This is a genomic window from Blautia sp. OF03-15BH, from assembly GCF_003463065.1.
Taxonomy (GTDB): Bacteria; Bacillota; Clostridia; order Lachnospirales; family Lachnospiraceae; genus Limivivens.
In genome coordinates this window covers 58,888-78,566 of sequence record NZ_QSCM01000009.1, presented here as the reverse complement: position 1 = coordinate 78,566, position 19,679 = coordinate 58,888, and the positions used below count along the sequence as shown (strand labels likewise).

34 protein-coding genes are annotated in these 19,679 nt (G+C 46.1%); all 34 read left to right on the top strand.

Going from position 1 to position 19,679, the window contains the following annotated elements; genetic code table 11:
* Positions 1–8: 8 nt before the first annotated feature.
* The 34 genes from rplD to DXA57_RS10895 all read left to right on the top strand — a co-directional run bounded on the left by rplD (position 9) and on the right by DXA57_RS10895 (position 19,649).
* A complete protein-coding gene (gene rplD, locus DXA57_RS11060; RefSeq protein ID WP_117767434.1) occupies positions 9–629 on the top strand; it encodes a 50S ribosomal protein L4 in 621 nt (206 codons plus the stop codon).
* Positions 629–928, top strand: a complete 300-nt coding sequence (gene rplW, locus DXA57_RS11055) for a 50S ribosomal protein L23 (protein WP_117767433.1) — start codon at positions 629–631, stop codon at positions 926–928. Before rplD ends, rplW begins: the two co-directional genes overlap by 1 nt.
* Positions 929–993: 65 nt before the next feature.
* Positions 994–1,836: a 50S ribosomal protein L2 gene (gene rplB, locus DXA57_RS11050; RefSeq protein WP_117767432.1), complete on the top strand. Its 843-nt coding sequence runs from the start codon at positions 994–996 to the stop codon at positions 1,834–1,836.
* 34 nt (positions 1,837–1,870) lie between these two features.
* A complete protein-coding gene (gene rpsS, locus DXA57_RS11045) occupies positions 1,871–2,155 on the top strand; it encodes a 30S ribosomal protein S19 (RefSeq protein WP_117767431.1) in 285 nt (94 codons plus the stop codon).
* Positions 2,156–2,183: 28 nt separating this feature from the next.
* Positions 2,184–2,570 (top strand): 50S ribosomal protein L22, encoded by a 387-nt coding sequence (gene rplV, locus DXA57_RS11040; protein ID WP_117767430.1) that lies wholly within the window; start codon positions 2,184–2,186, stop codon positions 2,568–2,570.
* A 14-nt stretch (positions 2,571–2,584) separates the two neighbouring features.
* On the top strand, positions 2,585–3,241 hold the full coding sequence (rpsC, locus tag DXA57_RS11035) for a 30S ribosomal protein S3 (protein ID WP_117767429.1): 657 nt from the start codon (positions 2,585–2,587) through the stop codon (positions 3,239–3,241).
* Positions 3,241–3,678 carry a 50S ribosomal protein L16 gene (rplP, locus tag DXA57_RS11030; protein ID WP_117767428.1) on the top strand — a complete coding sequence of 146 codons (438 nt, stop codon included), beginning with the start codon at positions 3,241–3,243 and terminating at the stop codon, positions 3,676–3,678. The genes rpsC and rplP overlap by 1 nt, the downstream gene beginning before the upstream one ends.
* Positions 3,668–3,868 carry a 50S ribosomal protein L29 gene (rpmC, locus tag DXA57_RS11025; protein ID WP_117767427.1) on the top strand — a complete coding sequence of 67 codons (201 nt, stop codon included), beginning with the start codon at positions 3,668–3,670 and terminating at the stop codon, positions 3,866–3,868. Before rplP ends, rpmC begins: the two co-directional genes overlap by 11 nt.
* Positions 3,869–3,894: 26 nt before the next feature.
* On the top strand, positions 3,895–4,149 hold the full coding sequence (gene rpsQ / locus DXA57_RS11020; protein ID WP_117767426.1) for a 30S ribosomal protein S17: 255 nt from the start codon (positions 3,895–3,897) through the stop codon (positions 4,147–4,149).
* 17 nt (positions 4,150–4,166) lie between these two features.
* Positions 4,167–4,535, top strand: coding sequence for a 50S ribosomal protein L14 (rplN, locus tag DXA57_RS11015; protein ID WP_117767425.1), 369 nt, complete (start codon positions 4,167–4,169; stop codon positions 4,533–4,535).
* An 18-nt stretch (positions 4,536–4,553) separates the two neighbouring features.
* Positions 4,554–4,850 (top strand): 50S ribosomal protein L24, encoded by a 297-nt coding sequence (gene rplX / locus DXA57_RS11010; RefSeq protein WP_117767472.1) that lies wholly within the window; start codon positions 4,554–4,556, stop codon positions 4,848–4,850.
* Positions 4,851–4,874: 24 nt separating this feature from the next.
* A complete protein-coding gene (rplE, locus tag DXA57_RS11005) occupies positions 4,875–5,417 on the top strand; it encodes a 50S ribosomal protein L5 (RefSeq protein ID WP_117767424.1) in 543 nt (180 codons plus the stop codon).
* A gap of 17 nt (positions 5,418–5,434) precedes the next feature.
* Complete coding sequence (locus DXA57_RS11000; protein WP_075721580.1) at positions 5,435–5,620, top strand: type Z 30S ribosomal protein S14; 186 nt, start codon at positions 5,435–5,437, stop codon at positions 5,618–5,620.
* Between the two features lie 310 nt (positions 5,621–5,930).
* Entirely contained in the window at positions 5,931–6,332 is a 402-nt protein-coding gene (rpsH, locus tag DXA57_RS10995) for a 30S ribosomal protein S8 (RefSeq protein ID WP_117767423.1), read from the top strand.
* 106 nt (positions 6,333–6,438) lie between these two features.
* Entirely contained in the window at positions 6,439–6,978 is a 540-nt protein-coding gene (rplF, locus tag DXA57_RS10990) for a 50S ribosomal protein L6 (protein WP_117767422.1), read from the top strand.
* Between the two features lie 18 nt (positions 6,979–6,996).
* A complete protein-coding gene (rplR, locus tag DXA57_RS10985; RefSeq protein WP_117767421.1) occupies positions 6,997–7,365 on the top strand; it encodes a 50S ribosomal protein L18 in 369 nt (122 codons plus the stop codon).
* Positions 7,366–7,385: 20 nt separating this feature from the next.
* Complete coding sequence (gene rpsE / locus DXA57_RS10980) at positions 7,386–7,895, top strand: 30S ribosomal protein S5 (protein ID WP_117767420.1); 510 nt, start codon at positions 7,386–7,388, stop codon at positions 7,893–7,895.
* A gap of 14 nt (positions 7,896–7,909) precedes the next feature.
* The gene (rpmD, locus tag DXA57_RS10975) at positions 7,910–8,092 is read left to right on the top strand and encodes a 50S ribosomal protein L30 (protein WP_117767419.1); all 183 of its coding nucleotides are present in this window, start codon (positions 7,910–7,912) and stop codon (positions 8,090–8,092) included.
* Positions 8,093–8,122: 30 nt separating this feature from the next.
* Complete coding sequence (rplO, locus tag DXA57_RS10970; protein WP_117767418.1) at positions 8,123–8,563, top strand: 50S ribosomal protein L15; 441 nt, start codon at positions 8,123–8,125, stop codon at positions 8,561–8,563.
* Positions 8,563–9,912, top strand: coding sequence for a preprotein translocase subunit SecY (gene secY / locus DXA57_RS10965; RefSeq protein WP_117767417.1), 1,350 nt, complete (start codon positions 8,563–8,565; stop codon positions 9,910–9,912). Before rplO ends, secY begins: the two co-directional genes overlap by 1 nt.
* A gap of 259 nt (positions 9,913–10,171) precedes the next feature.
* A complete protein-coding gene (locus DXA57_RS10960; protein ID WP_117767416.1) occupies positions 10,172–10,816 on the top strand; it encodes an adenylate kinase in 645 nt (214 codons plus the stop codon).
* Between the two features lie 4 nt (positions 10,817–10,820).
* Positions 10,821–11,582, top strand: coding sequence for a type I methionyl aminopeptidase (map, locus tag DXA57_RS10955; protein ID WP_117767415.1), 762 nt, complete (start codon positions 10,821–10,823; stop codon positions 11,580–11,582).
* Positions 11,583–11,596: 14 nt separating this feature from the next.
* Entirely contained in the window at positions 11,597–11,851 is a 255-nt protein-coding gene (locus DXA57_RS10950; RefSeq protein WP_243005775.1) for a KOW domain-containing RNA-binding protein, read from the top strand.
* A 17-nt stretch (positions 11,852–11,868) separates the two neighbouring features.
* The gene (gene infA, locus DXA57_RS10945) at positions 11,869–12,087 is read left to right on the top strand and encodes a translation initiation factor IF-1 (protein ID WP_005428560.1); all 219 of its coding nucleotides are present in this window, start codon (positions 11,869–11,871) and stop codon (positions 12,085–12,087) included.
* A 204-nt stretch (positions 12,088–12,291) separates the two neighbouring features.
* Entirely contained in the window at positions 12,292–12,405 is a 114-nt protein-coding gene (gene rpmJ / locus DXA57_RS10940) for a 50S ribosomal protein L36 (protein WP_003022746.1), read from the top strand.
* A 322-nt stretch (positions 12,406–12,727) separates the two neighbouring features.
* Positions 12,728–13,096 carry a 30S ribosomal protein S13 gene (gene rpsM / locus DXA57_RS10935; RefSeq protein WP_117767414.1) on the top strand — a complete coding sequence of 123 codons (369 nt, stop codon included), beginning with the start codon at positions 12,728–12,730 and terminating at the stop codon, positions 13,094–13,096.
* 42 nt (positions 13,097–13,138) lie between these two features.
* The gene (gene rpsK / locus DXA57_RS10930; RefSeq protein ID WP_117767413.1) at positions 13,139–13,534 is read left to right on the top strand and encodes a 30S ribosomal protein S11; all 396 of its coding nucleotides are present in this window, start codon (positions 13,139–13,141) and stop codon (positions 13,532–13,534) included.
* Positions 13,535–13,552: 18 nt separating this feature from the next.
* The gene (gene rpsD / locus DXA57_RS10925) at positions 13,553–14,146 is read left to right on the top strand and encodes a 30S ribosomal protein S4 (RefSeq protein ID WP_117767412.1); all 594 of its coding nucleotides are present in this window, start codon (positions 13,553–13,555) and stop codon (positions 14,144–14,146) included.
* A 123-nt stretch (positions 14,147–14,269) separates the two neighbouring features.
* Positions 14,270–15,229 carry a DNA-directed RNA polymerase subunit alpha gene (locus DXA57_RS10920; RefSeq protein ID WP_117767411.1) on the top strand — a complete coding sequence of 320 codons (960 nt, stop codon included), beginning with the start codon at positions 14,270–14,272 and terminating at the stop codon, positions 15,227–15,229.
* Between the two features lie 130 nt (positions 15,230–15,359).
* Positions 15,360–15,878 (top strand): bL17 family ribosomal protein, encoded by a 519-nt coding sequence (locus tag DXA57_RS10915; protein WP_117767410.1) that lies wholly within the window; start codon positions 15,360–15,362, stop codon positions 15,876–15,878.
* Between the two features lie 156 nt (positions 15,879–16,034).
* Complete coding sequence (locus DXA57_RS10910; RefSeq protein WP_330423253.1) at positions 16,035–17,753, top strand: hybrid sensor histidine kinase/response regulator; 1,719 nt, start codon at positions 16,035–16,037, stop codon at positions 17,751–17,753.
* A 151-nt stretch (positions 17,754–17,904) separates the two neighbouring features.
* Entirely contained in the window at positions 17,905–18,450 is a 546-nt protein-coding gene (locus DXA57_RS10905) for an HAD family hydrolase (RefSeq protein ID WP_117767408.1), read from the top strand.
* Positions 18,451–18,456: 6 nt separating this feature from the next.
* Positions 18,457–18,669, top strand: a complete 213-nt coding sequence (locus DXA57_RS10900) for a hypothetical protein (RefSeq protein ID WP_117767407.1) — start codon at positions 18,457–18,459, stop codon at positions 18,667–18,669.
* A gap of 29 nt (positions 18,670–18,698) precedes the next feature.
* Positions 18,699–19,649 (top strand): PHP domain-containing protein, encoded by a 951-nt coding sequence (locus tag DXA57_RS10895; RefSeq protein ID WP_117767406.1) that lies wholly within the window; start codon positions 18,699–18,701, stop codon positions 19,647–19,649.
* Positions 19,650–19,679 lie beyond the last annotated feature (30 nt).

Genomic DNA, 19,679 nt, shown 5'->3' with positions numbered 1-19,679 from the left:
ACAACAGAATGGCAAACGTAACCGTTTACAATATGGAAGGTAAAGAAGTTGGTACCATGGAACTGAGCGATGCTGTATTTGGTGTAGAGATCAACGAGCACCTCGTACACATGGCAGTTGTAAACCAGCTTGCAAATAATCGTCAGGGTACACAGAAAGCCAAAACACGTTCTGAGGTATCCGGCGGCGGAAGAAAGCCCTGGAGACAGAAAGGAACCGGTCATGCAAGACAGGGTTCAACAAGAGCTCCCCAGTGGACAGGCGGCGGAGTTGTATTCGCACCGGTTCCGAGAGACTATTCTTTCAAAATGAACAAAAAAGAGAAAAGAGCAGCTCTGAAGTCCGCTCTGACCAGCCGTGTACAGGCTAACAAGCTTATCGTACTGGATCAGCTGACTATGGATGCTCCGAAAACAAAGGCTATGCAGAATGTACTGAACAGCCTGAACGTGAACAAAGCTCTGGTAGTTACCAAAGAGAACAATGCAAACGTGGTTCTTTCCGCAAGAAACATCCCGTCTGTAAAAACCGCTCTGGTAAACACCATTAACGTATACGATGTAATGAAATACAATACCGTAGTCCTGACTAAGGACGCTGTAGCAGCAATCGAGGAGGTGTACGCATAATGGCAGACGTAAAGTACTATGATGTCATCCTGAAACCGGTTGTTACCGAGAAAAGCATGAATGCTATGACCGAGAAAAAATACACTTTCCTGGTTCATACCGATGCTACTAAGAATCAGATCAAGGAAGCCGTTGAGAAAATGTTCGAAGGAACAAAAGTAGAGCGCGTAAATACCATGAATCAGGACGGAAAAAACCGTCGTCGTGGAATGGTAGTTGGCAAGACTTCCAAAACTAAGAAAGCAATCGTTACCCTTACTGCTGACAGCAAGGATATCGAGATCTTCGAAGGACTTTAATCTTTGTCCTTAATCTATATGCTGCTTCGATAGCATGATGATAAACATCGAAAGGAGAAACAACAATGGGAATTAAAGTATATAATCCATATACCCCTTCCAGAAGACATATGACCGGTTCTGATTTCTCTGAAATCACAAAAACTACACCGGAGAAAAGCCTGCTTGTATCTCTCCAGAAAAACGCTGGACGTAACAATCAGGGTAAGATCACTGTAAGACACCAGGGTGGTGGAAGCAGAAAGAAATACAGAATCATCGACTTCAAGAGAAGAAAAGATGGAATCCCCGCAACTGTAATTGGAATCGAGTACGATCCCAACAGAACAGCAAACATCGCACTGATCTGCTATGCAGACGGTGAAAAAGCATATATCCTTGCTCCCGAGGGACTGAAAGTTGGCATGAAAGTTATGAACGGTCCGGAAGCTGAGGTTAGAGTTGGCAACTGCCTGCCTCTTTCTGAGGTTCCTGTAGGTACCATGGTTCACAACATTGAGCTTTATCCGGGCAAAGGCGGACAGCTTGTTCGTTCTGCTGGAAACGGCGCACAGCTGATGGCTAAAGAAGGTAAATATGCAACTCTTCGTCTTCCCTCTGGCGAGATGAGAATGGTTCCGATTATTTGTAGAGCAACCGTGGGTGTGGTTGGCAACGCTGAGCACAATCTGATCAACATCGGTAAAGCTGGTAGAAAACGTCACATGGGTATCAGACCGACTGTCCGTGGTTCCGTAATGAACCCGAATGACCATCCGCATGGTGGTGGTGAAGGTAAGACTGGTATTGGACGTCCGGGTCCCTGTACACCGTGGGGCAAACCTGCTCTTGGCCTGAAGACCAGAAAGAAAAACAAGAAATCTAACAAGATGATTGTAAGAAGACGCGACGGCAGAGCAATCAACTAATTAACAAGGATAGTAAACAAGGAGGTTAACACTCATGGCTCGTTCACTGAAAAAAGGACCATTTGCCGATGAAAGCTTACTGAAAAAAGTAGATGCTATGAACGCTGCAGGTAACAAACAGGTTATCAAAACCTGGTCCCGCCGTTCCACTATTTTCCCGCAGATGGTTGGACATACAATCGCAGTTCACGACGGCAGAAAACATGTGCCCGTTTATGTAACCGAGGATATGGTTGGACATAAACTGGGTGAGTTCGTTGCTACCAGAACCTACAGAGGTCACGGTAAAGACGAGAAAAAGTCCGGCGTTCGTAAATAATTCGTACTTTTGAAAGGAGGTTACATCAATGGCAAAGGGACATAGAAGTCAGATTAAACGTGAAAGAAATGCAAAGAAGGATACCAGACCGTCAGCTACTTTATCTTACGCTCGCGTATCTGTTCAGAAAGCATGCTTCGTATTAGATGCCATCAGAGGTAAGGATGTGAAGACTGCTCTTGGTATTGTTATGTACAATCCGAGATATGCTTCCACCCTGATTGAAAAATTACTGAAATCAGCAATCGCAAATGCTGAAAACAATAATGGAATGAATGTTGATAATCTTTATGTAGAGGAGTGCTACGCAAACCAGGGACCGACCATGAAGAGAATCAGACCGAGAGCACAGGGAAGAGCTTACAGAATCGAGAAGAGAATGAGCCACATCACCGTTGTGCTGAATGAGAGATAATTAGGAGGTAAAGCATGGGACAGAAAGTTAATCCGCACGGCCTGAGAGTCGGCGTTATTAAAGACTGGGATTCTAAATGGTATGCAGAGGCTTCCTTCGCTGACAATCTTGTGGAGGATTACAACATCAGAACATACCTGAAGAAGAGATTATATAGTGCCGGAGTTTCCCGCATCGAGATCGAAAGAGCTTCCGACAGAGTAAAGGTTATCATCTACACCGCAAAACCGGGCGTTGTTATCGGTAAAGGCGGAGCAGAGATCGAGAAAGTAAAAGCTGAAGTTCAGAAACTGACTTCCAAGAAACTCATCGTAGACATCAAGGAAGTGAAGAGACCGGATCGTGATGCTCAGCTCGTTGCAGAGAACATCGCACTCCAGCTGGAAAACCGTGTTTCCTTCCGTCGTGCTATGAAATCCTGCATGGGTCGTTCCATGAAATCTGGTATCAAAGGTATCAAAACCTCTGTTTCCGGACGTCTGGGTGGTGCAGATATCGCACGTACCGAGTTCTACAGCGAGGGAACCATTCCCCTGCAGACATTAAGAGCAGATATTGACTATGGCTTCGCCGAGGCTGACACCACATACGGAAAACTTGGTGTTAAAGTTTGGATCTACAAAGGCGAGGTTCTTCCGACAAAAGCACACAAGGAAGGGAGCGATAAATAATGTTAATGCCGAAGAGAGTAAAGCGCCGTAAACAGTTCCGTGGCTCCATGGCCGGAAAAGCGCTTAGAGGAAACACCATCTCCAATGGTGAATATGGTTTAGTTGCAACCGAACCCTGCTGGATTAAATCCAATCAGATCGAGGCAGCCCGTGTGGCTATGACCCGTTACATCAAACGTGGTGGTAAAGTTTGGATCAAAATTTTCCCGGATAAACCTGTAACCGCAAAACCCGCTGAAACTCGAATGGGTTCCGGTAAAGGTACTCTGGAGTACTGGGTAGCAGTAGTAAAACCCGGACGCGTACTGTTCGAGCTGGCTGGCGTACCCGAAGATGTTGCTCGTGAGGCTCTGCGTCTTGCTATGCACAAGTTACCCTGTAAATGTAAAATCGTTTCTCGTGCAGACTTAGAAGGCGGTGATAACAGTGAAAATTAATAAGTATGTAGAAGATTTAAAAGCAAAATCAGCTGCAGAATTAAATGAAGAATTAGTAGCTGCTAAAAAGGAACTCTTCAACCTGAGATTCCAGAATGCGACCAATCAGCTTGACAATACAAGCAGAATCAAAGAGGTTCGCAAGAATATCGCAAGAATTCAGACCATCATCACCGAGAAGGCTGAGTAATCGGTTGAATAGAAAGGAGTACTACTGTGGAACGTAATCTGAGAAAAGTTCGTACCGGTAAAGTTGTCAGCGACAAGATGGACAAAACCATCGTGGTTGCTGTAGAAGACCATGTAAAACATCCGCTTTACAAAAAAATTGTAAAGAGAACCTATAAACTGAAAGCACATGACGAGAACAACGAATGCCGCAAAGGTGATACCGTAAAAGTTATGGAAACTAGACCGCTCTCCAAAGATAAGAGATGGAGACTTGTGGAAGTCGTTGAGAAGGTTAAATAATTTAGGAGGTATTCAGCATGATCCAGCAGGAGACAAGACTGAAAGTTGCTGATAATACTGGTGCCAAAGAGCTTCTTTGCATCCGTGTTATGGGTGGTTCTACCAGAAGATATGCAAGTGTAGGAGACATCATCGTAGCTTCTGTTAAAGATGCAACACCAGGCGGCGTTGTAAAAAAAGGCGACGTAGTGAAGGCCGTAGTTGTTCGTACCGTAAATGGCACTCGTCGTAAAGACGGTTCTTATATTCGTTTCGATGAAAATGCTGCTGTAATTATCAAAGATGATAAGACTCCGAAAGGAACCCGTATTTTTGGGCCAGTAGCCAGAGAGCTTCGTGATAAGCAGTTTATGAAAATTGCTTCCCTGGCTCCGGAAGTATTATAAGGAGGTGCCGGTATAATGATGAAAATCAAAAAGGGCGACACCGTAAAGGTAATCGCTGGTAAAGATAAAGATAAAGAAGGCAAAGTCCTCGCTGTTAAAGACGGTAAAGTTCTGGTTGAGGGCGTCAACATGGTAACCAAACATACGAAACCCTCCGCTGCAAATCAGCAGGGCGGTATCGTAAACAAAGAGGCTGCCATCGATGCATCCAACGTTATGCTTGTTGTAAATGGCAAAGCTACCCGCGTTGGTTTCAAGATGGACGGCGACAAGAAGGTTCGTGTTGCGAAGGCAACCGGCGAAGTTATCGACTAATAAGAAGAGAGGAGGTTGCACAAGTTGAGCAGCAGACTGAAAGAGCAGTATCAGAGCGAGATCGTAGAAGCTCTGACAAAGAAATTCGGATATAAAAATGTTATGGAAGTTCCGAAGCTGGACAAGATCGTTATCAACATGGGTGTTGGTGAAGCAAAAGAGAATGCCAAAGCTTTAGAGACCGCCATTAAAGATATGGAAATCATCGCAGGCCAGAAGGTAGTAGTAACAAGAGCAAAGAAATCCGTGGCTAACTTCAAAATCAGAGAGGGTATGCCCATCGGATGTAAAGTTACTCTGCGTGGCGACAGAATGTATGAGTTCGCAGATCGCTTAATTAACTTAGCACTGCCGCGAGTACGTGACTTCAGAGGTGTTAATCCCAACGCATTTGATGGCCGCGGAAACTACGCTCTCGGAATCAAAGAGCAGCTGATCTTCCCGGAAATCGAGTACGATAAAGTTGACAAGGTAAGAGGTATGGATATCATCTTCGTAACCACTGCCAAGACCGATGAGGAAGCTCGTGAATTACTGGCACAGTTCAACATGCCGTTTGCTAAATAATTAGGAGGGACAATTTCATGGCTAAAACGTCAATGAAAATCAAACAGCAGCGTAAGCAGAAATTCTCCACCAGAGAGTATAACCGCTGCAGAATCTGCGGTCGTCCGCACGCATACCTGAGAAAATATGGAATTTGCAGAATCTGCTTCCGTGAGCTGGCATACAAAGGCCAGATCCCGGGCGTAAAGAAAGCCAGCTGGTAAGCAGGGGAGAGCAAAAGGGTTCCCATCCCCAACCAGCATGTCGGCAGGAAAACCGACAGCGTTTCAAAAGACTGCTCGCAGGCTTTTGAAGCTATGACGGATTTACTGCGACAGCAAGTGTGAGTATTCACACTTGCCGACATGCGTCCTGATTTCTTCTTTGGCCAGCCATTTTTTATGGCTCTTGCCTTTGGATATCAGCGAACCCTTTTTCACCGAGAAGCCGAAGGCTTCGAGGTGCCATATACCATCTGTTTCAACTTCAAATATCCATTATTCCATATATTTAACGTAAAGGAGGCAAAACTCAATGAACATGAGTGATCCGATTGCAGATATGCTTACAAGAATCCGTAACGCTAACACTGCGAAACATGATACCGTAGATGTACCGGCATCCAAAATGAAAATTGCAATCGCCAATATCCTTCTGGATGAGGGTTACATTAAGAAATATGACATTATCGAGGATGGCGTATTCAAAACTATCCACATCGAACTGAAATACGGTGCAGATAAGAATGAGAAGATCATCACTGGCCTGAAGAGAATTTCCAAACCGGGCTTACGTGTATACGCTGACAAAGAGAACCTGCCGAAAGTACTTGGCGGTCTTGGCGTAGCTATCCTTTCCACCAACCAGGGCGTTATCACTGACAGACAGGCTCGTAAGCTCCAGATCGGTGGCGAGGTTCTGGCATTCGTTTGGTAATTTACCGATAACGAAAACAGGCTTCCAGAAAGCTTGAAAATAGAAACTGAAAACAGAGAAAGCTTCGGCTTTCTCCGAAAATCTAAGTTATAGGAGGACATATCATATGTCACGTATTGGAAGACAGCCCGTTGTCATCCCGGCAGGTGTTACTGTTGAGGTTGCTGAGGGCAACAAAGTTACCGTTAAAGGCGCTAAAGGTACTCTCGAGAGAGTTCTTCCGGCAGAGATGACCATTACCGTTGAGGATGGCCACGTAGTTGTTACCCGTCCGAATGATCTGAAGAAGATGAAATCTCTGCACGGTCTGACCAGAACACTGATCCACAACATGGTTCTTGGTGTAAGCGAAGGCTACCAGAAAACCCTTGAGGTAAATGGTGTAGGTTATAAAGCAGCAAAACAGGGCAAGAAACTGGTTCTGTCCCTTGGATATTCCCACCCCGTAGATATGGAAGATCCTGATGGCATTGAGACCGTTGTAGATGGCAACAAGATCATCGTCAAAGGTATCAGCAAAGAAAAAGTTGGCCAGTACGCAGCCGAGATCAGAGAAAAGAGAGCTCCGGAACCCTACAAGGGCAAAGGAATCAAATATGCTGATGAGGTTATCAGACGTAAAGTTGGTAAGACTGGTAAGAAATAATCTAAGGAGAGTGTGAAAATGGTTAGCAAAGAATCTAGAACTAAAGTTCGTGAAAATAAGCACCGCAAGATCCGCAATCGTTTCAGCGGCACAACCGAGAGACCGAGATTAGCTGTGTTTAGAAGCAACAATCATATGTATGCTCAGATTATCGACGATACTGTTGGAAAAACTCTGGTTTCCGCTTGCACCCTTCAGCAGGATGTAAAAGAGGGACTTGAGAAAACCAATAACGTTGAAGCTGCAGCAAAATTAGGAACCGTAATCGCTAAAAAAGCTCTGGAAAAGGGTATCAACACCGTTGTCTTCGATAGAGGCGGCTTCATTTATCAGGGTAAAGTGAAAGCATTAGCTGAGGCAGCTCGTGAAGCTGGTCTGGAATTCTAAGACAAGGAGGAAAAGAACACATGAGGCATGAAATTATTGATGCTAGTCAGCTTGAATTAAATGATAAAGTAGTATCAATCAAACGTGTATCCAAAACTGTTAAAGGCGGACGTACTATGCGCTTCACTGCTCTGGTAGTTGTAGGCGATGGTAACGGTCACGTTGGTGTTGGCCTTGGAAAAGCTACCGAGATTCCGGAAGCAATCCGCAAAGGTAAAGAGGATGCAACCAAGAAACTGATCAAGGTTGAGCTGGATGCCAACAATTCTGTACCCCACGACTGGACTGGAGTATTCGGAAGTGCATCTGTTCTTCTGAAGAGAGCTCCCGAAGGTACCGGTATCATCTCCGGTGGTCCGGCTCGTAGCGTACTGGAGCTGGCTGGTATTAAGAACATCCGTACCAAATGCCTGGGATCCAGAAACAAACAGAACGTTGTTCTGGCAACCATCAATGGTCTGAAACAGATGAAATCCCCGGAAGAGGTTGCAAAACTCCGTGGTAAATCTGTAGAAGAGATTCTTGCTTAAGGAGGTCTTCAAAAATGGCAGATAAGTTAAAAATCACCTTAGTAAAATCAACCATCGGTGCCATCCCGAAGCATCGCGCTACTGTTGAAGCTCTTGGACTCAAGAAACTCAACAAATCTGTAGAGCTGCCGAACAATGATGCTACCAAAGGTATGATTAACCAGGTTAAACATTTAGTAAAAGTAGAAGAGATCTAATAACAATTATTGATATAAGGAGGTGTCATCATGGAATTATCCAACTTACAGCCTGCAGCAGGTTCCAAGCACAGCGATAACTTCAGAAGAGGCCGTGGTCATGCTTCAGGAAATGGCAAGACTGCCGGCAAAGGACATAAAGGACAGAAAGCTCGTTCCGGCGCTCCGCGTACCGGTTTCGAAGGTGGTCAGATGCCTTTGTACAGACGTCTTCCGAAGAGAGGATTCACCAACAGAAATACACTGGATATCGAAGCAATCAATATCAGTGCTCTTGAGAGATTTGATAACGACACAGAGGTTACCGTTGAGACCCTTATTGAGGCCGGCGTTATCAGAAACCCGAAAGATGGCGTGAAGATTCTCGGAAATGGCGAACTGACAAAGAAGCTGACAGTAAAGGCAAACGCATTCAGTGAGAGTGCAAAAGCTAAGATCGAGGCTCTTGGTGGAAAAGCAGAGGTGATCTAATGTTAGCAACACTGCGTAACGCCTTAAAGGTGAAAGACCTTAGGCAGCGGTTGTGCTTTACCTTTCTTATGCTGCTGGTAATCCGTCTGGGTTCCCAGCTGCCCTGCCCGGGCGTTGATCGAACCTATTTTTCCAGTTGGTTTGCAAAGCAGAGTGCCGAGGCATTCAACTTTTTCAATGCCTTTACAGGAGGTTCTTTTGAGCAGATGTCTATTCTTGCTCTGAGTATCACACCGTACATCACATCTTCCATTATCATTCAGCTTTTAACCATTGCAATTCCCCAGCTTGAGGAAATGCAGAGGGATGGCGAAGATGGAAGAAAGAAACTGACTGCTATCACCCGTTATGTGACTGTTGCACTTTCTCTTATTGAAGGTACAGCAATGGCAATTGGATTTGGAAACCAGGGTCTGATCCCTGCAATGTCTTCCTCCAGTGCTACTTTCTTCACAAAAGCGGGTTCCGTGATCACTGTAGTAGCAGCACTGACGGCAGGATCTACATTCCTCATGTGGATCGGTGAGCGTATCACGGAAAAAGGCGTAGGAAATGGTACTTCCATCGTCCTGATGGTCAACATCCTCTCACGTATCCCGAGCGATATCAACACCCTCTTTGACATGTTTGTTTTCAAAGAAGGTCAGACGGTTGCAAAGGGTGCACTGGCAGCTGTGATCATCATTGCTATTATTCTGTTAACCATTGTTCTGGTTATTGTCCTCAATGATGCAACCAGAAAAATTCCGGTACAGTATTCCAAGAAAATGCAGGGACGCAAGATGGTTGGCGGACAGAGCAGTTTTATTCCTCTGAAAGTCAACACAGCAGGAGTCATTCCGGTTATCTTTGCATCTTCCCTGATGTCCATGCCCACCATGATCGCTTCCTTTATGGGAAAGACTGGTGGAACTGGAATCGGCAGTAAGATCATCACCGCTCTGAATCAGGGCAGCTGGTTTAATCTTCATCAGCCGGTATATACACTTGGTTTCGTACTGTATGTGGTATTAAACGTATTCTTTGCTTACTTCTATACATCCATTACCTTCAATCCGATTGAGGTAGCGGACAACATGAAGAAGCAGGGTGGATTTATCCCGGGTATCCGTCCCGGTAAGCCGACTCAGGATTACCTGAACAAGATCCTGAATTACATCATCTTTATTGGTGTAATCGGTCTGATCATTGTTGTGACCATTCCTCTTGTATTTAATGGTGTCTTCGGAGCAAGCGTATCCTTTGGTGGTACTTCTCTGATCATCATCGTAGGTGTTATTCTGGAGACTCTCAAACAGATTGAGTCTCAGATGCTCGTTCGTAATTACAGAGGTTTCCTGGGAGATTGATGGTGTACGCTCTCTCTTCCGCAGTTCCTGCGGTGGAGGAGCGTGCACTTCTCTTTTTTTCGGGAAAATTATCTCAGGAAGAAGCCGCTTAAAGCGGATTTTTTTCTGTACTACTTTTGAAATATATGATATAATCCAACTGAATAGGCTGTTCCGAATGAACATCAAACAAGATGTGTATGGGGGATTACAAGGATACACATCTTTGTGTCATGCCATAAAGGAACGGTTTCATGAAGAAGAAAGGTGGGGCAACGGTATGAAAATTATTATGTTAGGAGCACCGGGGGCTGGAAAAGGAACTCAGGCAAAGAAGATTGCTGAGAAATACGGAATCCCGCACATTTCCACAGGTGATATCTTCCGTGCAAATATCAAGAACGGAACCGAGCTTGGAAAGAAAGCGAAAACTTATATGGATCAGGGCGCACTGGTGCCGGACGAACTGACCTGTGATCTCGTAGTTGATCGTATTCAGCAGCCGGATTGTGCCAATGGTTATGTACTGGATGGATTTCCAAGAACGATTCCCCAGGCAGAGTGCCTGACCACAGCGCTTGATAAGCTTGGCCAGAAGATGGATTTTGCCATCAATGTAGATGTACCGGATGAGAACATTGTTAACCGTATGGGAGGAAGACGTGCCTGCGTTGGTTGTGGAGCGACTTATCATGTGGTTTACAATGCACCGAAGGCAAAGGATGTTTGTGATACCTGCGGTGAGCATCTGGTTCTTCGTGATGATGACAAGCCGGAAACGGTTCAGAAACGTCTGAATGTTTATCATGAGCAGACACAGCCGCTGATTGATTATTATGAGAAGGCTGGCATTCTGAAAAATGTGGATGGAACCGTTGATATGAAAGACGTATTCCAGGCAATTGTCAATATTTTAGGAGAATGATCATATGTCAGTAACAATTAAATCTGCGAAAGAAATCGAGTTAATGAGAGAAGCCGGAAGACTCCTTGAGATTGTTCATAAAGAACTGGAAGAAGCGATCCGGCCGGGCATCTCCACCTGGGAACTGGATCATCTGGGTGAGAAAACGATTCGCAGCCTTGGATGCATTCCGAATTTCCTGAATTATAATGGTTATCCGGCATCCTTTTGTATTTCCGTAAACGACGAAGTTGTTCACTCCATCCCCAATAAGCGAAAGATCCTTCATGAGGGTGATATCGTCAGCATTGATGCAGGCCTGATCTATAAAGGCATGCATTCCGATGCGGCCAGAACTCATGCGGTAGGCCAGATTTCTCCGGAGGCTCAGAAGCTGATCGATGTGACGCGTCAGAGCTTTTTTGAAGGGATCAAGAAGGCAACAGCCGGCAATCATCTCTTTGACATCTCCAATGCCATTGCAGATTATGTAGAGCCATACGGTTATGGTATTGTAGAGGAGCTGGTTGGTCATGGAATCGGTCATGCACTTCATGAGGATCCTCAGATCCCTAATTTCCGCCAGAAGAGAAAAGGTATCCGCCTGATGGCTGGAATGACACTGGCGGTTGAGCCAATGATCAATATTGGTCGTCCGGATGTGGAATGGCTGGATGATGACTGGACGGTTGTAACCGAGGATGGAAGCCTGTCTGCCCATTATGAGAATACGATTCTCATCAATGAAGAGGGCGAACCGGATATCCTGACTCTGGGTCATATATAATGGAAGGCAGATCTATGGAAGAGATCAGACCGGGCATGCTGGCGTATTCTCTGGCCGGACATGACAAAGGCAGCCTTTATTATATCGTGAAAGCAGATGAAAGATTTGTCTGGCTTTCCGACGGAAAACTGAAAAACACAGATTCTCCCAAACGGAAGAACCGGAAACACATTCAGGTTATTAAAAAAGGCACGGAAGAAGTGCCAGCCCCCCTCACCAATGAGGCGGTCAAGCGAATCATAAAACAATATCTCAGGAAAGAGTCATAGGAGGTTTTTGAAGGCAGATGTCAAAAGCAGATGTTATTGAAGTAGAAGGAACCGTTCTGGAAAAATTACCCAACGCTATGTTTAAAGTAGAGCTGGAGAACAAGCATGTAGTTCTGGCTCATATCAGCGGAAAGCTTCGGATGAACTTCATCCGTATCCTGCCGGGTGATAAAGTAACCATCGAGCTGTCCCCGTATGATCTGTCCAAGGGACGCATCATTTGGAGAGATAAATAAGCCAAATAAAAGGAAACCGCACTTCAGACGAGTGAAAATCGTCGGAAGTGCGGTTTTTTAAAAAAATCCCCAAAAGTGAACAAGAAAAAACGAAAAAAAGCTTGCTTTTTATTAGGTAAGGTGTTATACTCATTCACGAACTGTGCAAAGGGCTTATTTTTTTTATGCCCAAATGTTCACGACAAGGTGGAAAGGAGGACCATCATGAAAGTTAGATCTTCAGTAAAACCGATTTGCGAGAAATGCAAAGTCATCAAGAGAAAAGGAAGTATCCGTATTATCTGTGAGAATCCGAAGCACAAACAGCGTCAGGGTTGATTTTATTCACACTTTATACTGAGATTTTCCAAACAATGAAGAGCGGCTGCAGTGCGAAACGCCAGGAGGCGTGGAAACACTGATAACAATAGAAAGTGGACTTGTTTCACCGTATATTGCTTACAATACCGGACGCTGCGGTTAGCCCACCGCTCCCGACTTGTACCGGGTCGGCAGTTGAACGTAGAGTGCTGCAAAGCGCCTCACAGATAAGTTCGAGTGTACGGAAAGGCATGGCTTCGCTGTGCTGGGCTGTGGAATCAGAAAGATTCACACTGCCTCAATTTAAGACGATATCAAATATTAATGGAGGAAATGTTACATGGCTCGTATTGCTGGTGTAGACTTACCAAGAGAAAAACGTGTAGAGATCGGATTAACTTATATCTACGGTATCGGTAGAGCAAGTTCCGTAAAAGTTCTGGAGAAGGCAAATGTCAATCCGGATACCCGTGTCAGAGATCTGACCGATGAAGAAGTAGGACGTATTCGTGATGCAATCGACGAGACCCTTACCGTTGAGGGTGATCTTCGTCGTGAGATCGCAATGAACATTAAGAGACTGCAGGAAATCGGATGCTACAGAGGTGTTCGTCATAGAAAAGGACTTCCGGTTCGTGGCCAGAAGACCAAGACAAACGCTCGTACCAGAAAAGGTCCGAAGAGAACTGTTGCTAACAAGAAGAAATAATAAACCATCGTTGAATATTTGAGAAAGTAGGTTAGTTTAAAAATGGCTAAAAAAGTTACCAAAAAAGTGACAAAAAAGCGCGTAAAGAAAAACGTTGAACGCGGACAGGCACATATTCAGTCTTCCTTCAATAATACCATCGTTACCCTGACGGATGCTGAGGGAAATGCTTTATCTTGGGCAAGTGCCGGTGGTCTGGGATTTAAAGGTTCAAGGAAATCTACTCCGTATGCAGCACAGATGGCTGCTGAGACTGCTACCAAAGCAGCTCTGATTCATGGTTTAAAGACTGTTGACGTTTTTGTAAAGGGTCCGGGTTCAGGACGTGAGGCTGCTATCCGTGCACTGCAGGCATGTGGTCTGGAAGTAACCAGCATCCGTGACGTAACACCGGTACCGCACAACGGTTGTCGCCCGCCGAAACGTAGAAGAGTCTAATTAGGAGGTAAATGAGAGATGGCAGTTAATAGAGTTCCTGTACTGAAAAGATGTAGATCCCTCGGCCTGGATCCGATCTATTTAGGAATTGATAAAAAATCCACGAGAGAGCTGAAGAGAGCAAACCGTAAAGTAAGTGAGTACGGTCTGCAGCTTCGTGAGAAACAGAAAGCAAAATTCATCTATGGCGTTCTGGAGAAACCCTTCCACAACTACTATGAGAAGGCTGAGAGAATGCCGGGTATGACTGGTACCAACCTGATGACCATCCTGGAGAGCCGTCTGGACAACGTAATCTTCCGTCTGGGCTTTGCTCGTACAAGACAGGAAGCACGTCAGATCGTTGACCACAAGCATGTACTCGTTAACGGCAAACAGGTAAACATCCCGTCTTACCTTGTAAAAGCCGGTGACACCATCGAGATCAAAGAGAAAGTTAAGAGCATGCAGAGATACAAAGACATTCTGGAGGTAACCGGTGGAAGACTGGTTCCGGAGTGGCTTGAGTCTGATCAGGAGAACCTGAAAGGTGTTGTTAAAGAGCTTCCGTCCAGAGAAGTTATCGACGTTCCGGTAGATGAGATGCTGATCGTCGAGCTGTATTCTAAATAATTAACAGCGCATTTTCGTATCAGAATCCTGGAAAACTTCCGAGCGTGTCTGTTTTACCAGGCACGCTTGAGGTTTCCTTCGGGATCACCCTCATGATTCTAAAACCCAAAAAAGGAGGGGCTTATGTTCGATTTCAACAAACCAAAAATTGAGATAGCTGAGATTTCAGAAGACAAGAAGTACGGAAGATTTGTTGTGGAACCTCTGGAAAGAGGTTATGGCACCACCCTGGGCAATTCTCTTCGCAGAATTATGCTGTCCTCCCTTCCGGGCGCGGCTGTCAGCCAGGTTAAAATCGAAGGCGTCCTGCATGAATTCAGTTCTATTCCGGGCGTAAAAGAAGATGTCACTGAAATTATTATGAATATCAAATCACTGGCAATCAAAAATTCCAGTGAGACCAATGAGCCGAAAGTTGCTTACATTGAGTTTGAAGGCGAAGGCGTTGTAACCGGAGCTGACATTCAGGCTGATCAGGATATCGAGATCATGAATCCGGATCAGGTCATTGCTACCCTGAACGGCGGAGCTGACAGCAAGCTGTACATGGAGCTGACCATCACCAAGGGTCGTGGATATGTAAGTGCTGAAAAAGGCAAAACAGATGATATGCCCATCGGTGTGATCGCTGTAGATTCCATCTACACTCCTGTTGAGCGTGTCAATCTGAAGGTGGAGAATACCCGTGTGGGTCAGGTTACCGATTATGATAAACTGACACTGGACGTATGGACCAATGGAACTCTGGCTCCGGACGAGGCAGTCAGCCTTGCCGCTAAGGTACTCAGTGCACACCTGAATCTCTTTATCGACCTTTCTGAGAATGCAAAATCCGCAGAGGTCATGATTGAAAAAGAAGACAACGAGAAGGAAAAGGTTCTGGAGATGAACATCGACGAGCTGGAACTTTCCGTTCGTTCTTATAACTGCCTGAAACGTGCCGGCATCAATACCGTTGAGGAGCTCTGCAACAGAACTTCCGAGGATATGATGAAGGTTCGTAACCTGGGCCGCAAGTCCCTGGAAGAAGTTTTAGGCAAACTGAAGGAGTTAGGCTTACAGCTGAACCCCAGCGACGAGTGATCGATCGCAGCTACTATCTGTGAGGCTCACGACCGGGCTTTTACAGAAATAACATGAATGGACGAGACAGCACCTTTTAAGTAAGACCGAAGAGCATTAACTGGTGTTCCACAAATGGAGGAAAAGAATAATGGCAGGTTATAGAAAACTTAGCAGAACTGCAGACCAGAGAAAAGCACTGATCAGAAGCCAGGTTACCGCTCTGATCCAGCACGGCAAAATCGTTACTACCGAGGCAAAGGCAAAAGAGATCCGCAAGGTCGCTGAAGGCCTGATCGCTATGGCAGTACGTGAGAAAGACAACTTTGAGACCGTTACTGTTACCGCTAAAGTTGCCCGCAAGGACAAAGACGGCAAGAGAGTAAAAGAGGTTGTTGACGGAAAGAAAACAACCGTTTACGATGAAGTTCAGAAAGAGATCAAGAAAGATGCTCCTTCCAAACTGCATGCTCGTCGTCAGATGGCTAAAGTTCTCTACCCTGTAAAAGAGGTTGAGGGTAAGAAAGCAAAAGAGATCGATCTTACTGAGAAACTCTTCAACGAGATCGCTCCGAAATACGCTAACCGCAACGGTGGTTACACAAGAATCGTTAAGATTGGTCTCCGTAAAGGTGACGCAGCTATGGAAGTTGTTCTGGAGCTGGTTTAATCTGAGATTGATGAAAAAAATGGACCTTGCAGATTTTTCTGTAGGGTCTTTTTTGCGTTCATTTTTCTTTTTGTATTTCGATTAGACACCGTTTTTAAAAAGGAACTTCCATAGCAGTAAGTGCGCAGATATTTTTTTAGGTGACATTTCAACCAGATATATCCCCTGGAGGGAAATGAGGCGGCCATGGGTCTTGATATGCTGGAAAATTCGGAGCGTAGAATGGAGGCCAGACTGGCCAGGGACAGCAAAGAGTACACGATTGCAGGACCTTTTGAGCTGAAGCAGGGTGGAACCGGAATGCTGCTCTTCAATCCGATCTATTTTATGAAAGAGGGGAAGGAGACCTTCTGGGGTTTTTCATTCCTGGTTATCAACTGGGAAAAATTCATCGATGAGATTGAGCTGGATAAACTGAAGGATGTGGGCTACCACTACCGGATCTGGAAGCGGACCATGTCTACCGGGGAGAGGGTTTCCATCGCTCAGTGCCAGGACGGAGGCCTTGAGAATACGATGGAGGTAGCCTGTGAGGTACCGAACGACACCTGGTATTTTGAGATTGTCCCTCAGGGTGGCTGGGTGTCAACGACGCAGGCGGCGGGTGGTTATCTTCTGGTAATTGCGCTGACCATTCTCGTGACGCTGGGTTACTGGCAGTTTGAGCTGCGGCGTTACAGGGACCAGGTGCATGCAGAGGAGCTGGAAAAAGCGGCGAAGGAGGCACAGCTGGCCAATGAGGCAAAAACGCGCTTCCTCTTCAATATGAGTCATGATATCCGGACGCCCATGAATGCGATCATCGGTTTTTCCGAATTGCTGGAAAAACATATGGATGAAAAAGAGCGGGCCAGGGATTATATCCAGAAGATCCGTTCCTCCAGTTCCTTTCTTCTGTCTCTCATCAACTATGTGCTGGAGATGGCCAGAATCGAGAGCGGTAAAGCCACACTGAAAATGGAAGTGGGCTATTTTGAGGAGCTGAAGGAAGCGCTGAATGCAGTTTTTGAGCCGGCGGTCAGCAAGAAAGGGCTGACTTACCGCTGCGAGTTTCAGGTGGAGCATGAATATGTGCGCTGCGACCGGACCAAAGTGCGGGAGATTCTTCTGAATGTTGTGAGCAATTCCATCAAGTATACGCCGGAGGGCGGCAGTGTTTCTGTGCGGATCCAGGAAGAGCCCTGCAAAAAAGAAGGCTGGGTTTCCTACCGTTTTGAGATTACAGATACAGGCATCGGAATGAGTGAGGAGTACCTGCCTCACATTTTTGAAGAGTTTACCCGCGAACGAACCAGTACGGAGAGCAAGGTGACGGGAACCGGCCTGGGGCTTCCCATCGTGAAAGCCCTGACGGAGCTTATGGATGGTTCTATCGAGGTGGAAAGCCAGGTTGGAGCCGGCACGAAGATTATCATACGGCTTCCGTTTGCTCTGGCAGATGGACCGGATCCCGAGCGCGAGAAAGAGAATGGAAGGGCAGATCTTGCGGAAATGCTGAAAGGGAAACGGATTCTGATGGCGGAGGACAACGAGCTTAACGCGGAGATTGCAGTGACGCTTCTGGAGGAATGTGGCCTTCAGGCAGAGTGGACCAGAGACGGCGAGGAATGTGTGGAAACTCTGAAAAAGAAGCCGGAGGATTATTATGACGCAGTTCTCATGGATATCCAGATGCCGAAAATGAACGGCTACGAGGCGACAAAGGCGATCCGGAACCTGCTCGGAACCAGAGGAAAGATTCCCATCCTGGCCATGACGGCCAACGCTTTTGACGAGGACCGGAAGAAAGCTCTGGCAGCGGGAATGAACGGTCATATCGCCAAACCCTTCAAGGTGGAAACCATGCTGGAAGAGCTGGAATTGGCATTATTATAGAAAAGACCATGTTTTCAGATCAGAAGAGATCCGGGGACATGGTCTTTTTTTGAAATGGAAGGTTACAAAAATATATAAATTCGGCATATTCATGTATAGAAAAAAACCCCGTAGGCCTGTTATAATAACAGAAAGAAAGGGGTAAAAAATCATGAGAAATGCGATTATTTTTCTGGACAGTGGAGATACGCTGGTGGATGAATCCACCGAGGTGAGAATAAAAGGTGACGTTGTAGATCATGCAGAATTTTTTACGGGAATCAAAGAAGTCCTTTTTCAGCTGAAAAATGCGGGTTTCCGGGTGGCTCTGGTGGCGGACGGCCTGGTGGAATCCTTTGATAATATTTATCAGCAGCACGAGATGGAGACTTATTTCGAGGTGCGCGCAATCTCTGAGACTGTAGGTGTCTGCAAACCGGCCGGAGAAATGTTTAAGACGGCCATGGAGAAAATGAACCTTGAAGAGGCGGACAAAAAGTATATAATTATGATCGGAAATAACCTGGAGCGTGATATCGTCGGAGCCAACCGAATGGGAATTACTTCCGTGCTGGCAGGTTACAGTCCCCGGTACCGGATGAAGCCGGAAAATGAGGAGGAAACGCCGGATTATGTGGTCTGTGATCCCAGTGAAATCCCAGCACTCATCGAGATGCTGGATAAGCAGATGGAGAATAAGAAGCAGTTAGGCTGGTGATAACGGATGGAAGATTATTTAAGAAGGGCGGCAATCTGGCCCGGAGCACCGGTCATTGACGATCCCGAGGGCCTTCTCGGGGAAAAAGTCAACCGGCTGTATATGTTTTCCCATGAACCCATCAACCGTTACTGCAAAAGAGGAGATTTTTTCCAGGAAGGAAAAATGGAAGAACGGAAAAGAAAGTATGCCGCAGCTCTTCATTCTGTGGTACAATAGACCCATCCTGATGTATGGAGGGCAAGTAAATGAAGGATTATGATTTTTTCCCGGGAGAGGGTAAATTTTACAAGGCAAATCTGCACTGTCATACTGTGATCTCCGATGGAAAACTGACCAAGGAACAGATCAAGGAAGAGTACCAGAAAAGAGGCTATTCCATCGTGGCGTTCACAGATCACCGGACCTATGGCTGCCATCCGGAGCTGACGGATGAAAATTTCATCGCGCTGGCAGGTATTGAGGTGGATGTTTCCGAGAATCCGGAAAAATGCGGCGGCTGGCCTCATGCCAAATGCTATCATCTGAATTTCTACGACGAGCATCCGGAGGAGGGAAAAGAGTTCCCGCTGCCGACCTATGTCTACGAGGATATGGCCGGACAGAACGCTTACATAAAGGAGCGGACGGAGGCAGGTTTCCTGTGCTGCTACAATCATCCCTACTGGTCTTTGCAGAATTATGACGATTACAAGGATTTCGAGGGACTCTGGGCCATGGAGATCTACAACCATGGCTGCGAGCACGACGGTCTCTACGGTTTTAATCCCCAGAGCTACGACGAGATGCTCCGGAGCGGGCAGAAGCTTTTCACCGTGGCTACCGACGATAACCACAACATTTTTCCTGTGACAGATCCCATGTGCGATTCCTTCGGCGGCTTTATTCAGATCAAAGCCTCGGAACTGACCTATGAGGCTGTGATCAAAGCCATGAAAGAGGGAAATTTCTATTTCTCCATGGCTCCAGAGATCCACGAGGCGAAGATTGAGGACGGTGTGCTGAAGGTAAAAACTTCTCCGGTGGAGAAAATTTTTGTGGTGACGGACAGCCGTGCCTGCTACAAGAAACTGGCTCCGAAAGGGGAGACCATCGCGGAAGTAGAGTTTCCGCTGAACGGAAAGGATGCCTGGGTGCGGATCCAGATCCGGGACGGAAAAGGAAAATTTGCGGGAACGAACGCTGTATATCTGAAATAAAAAACACAGGGACCTGAGCAGATGCGCCGG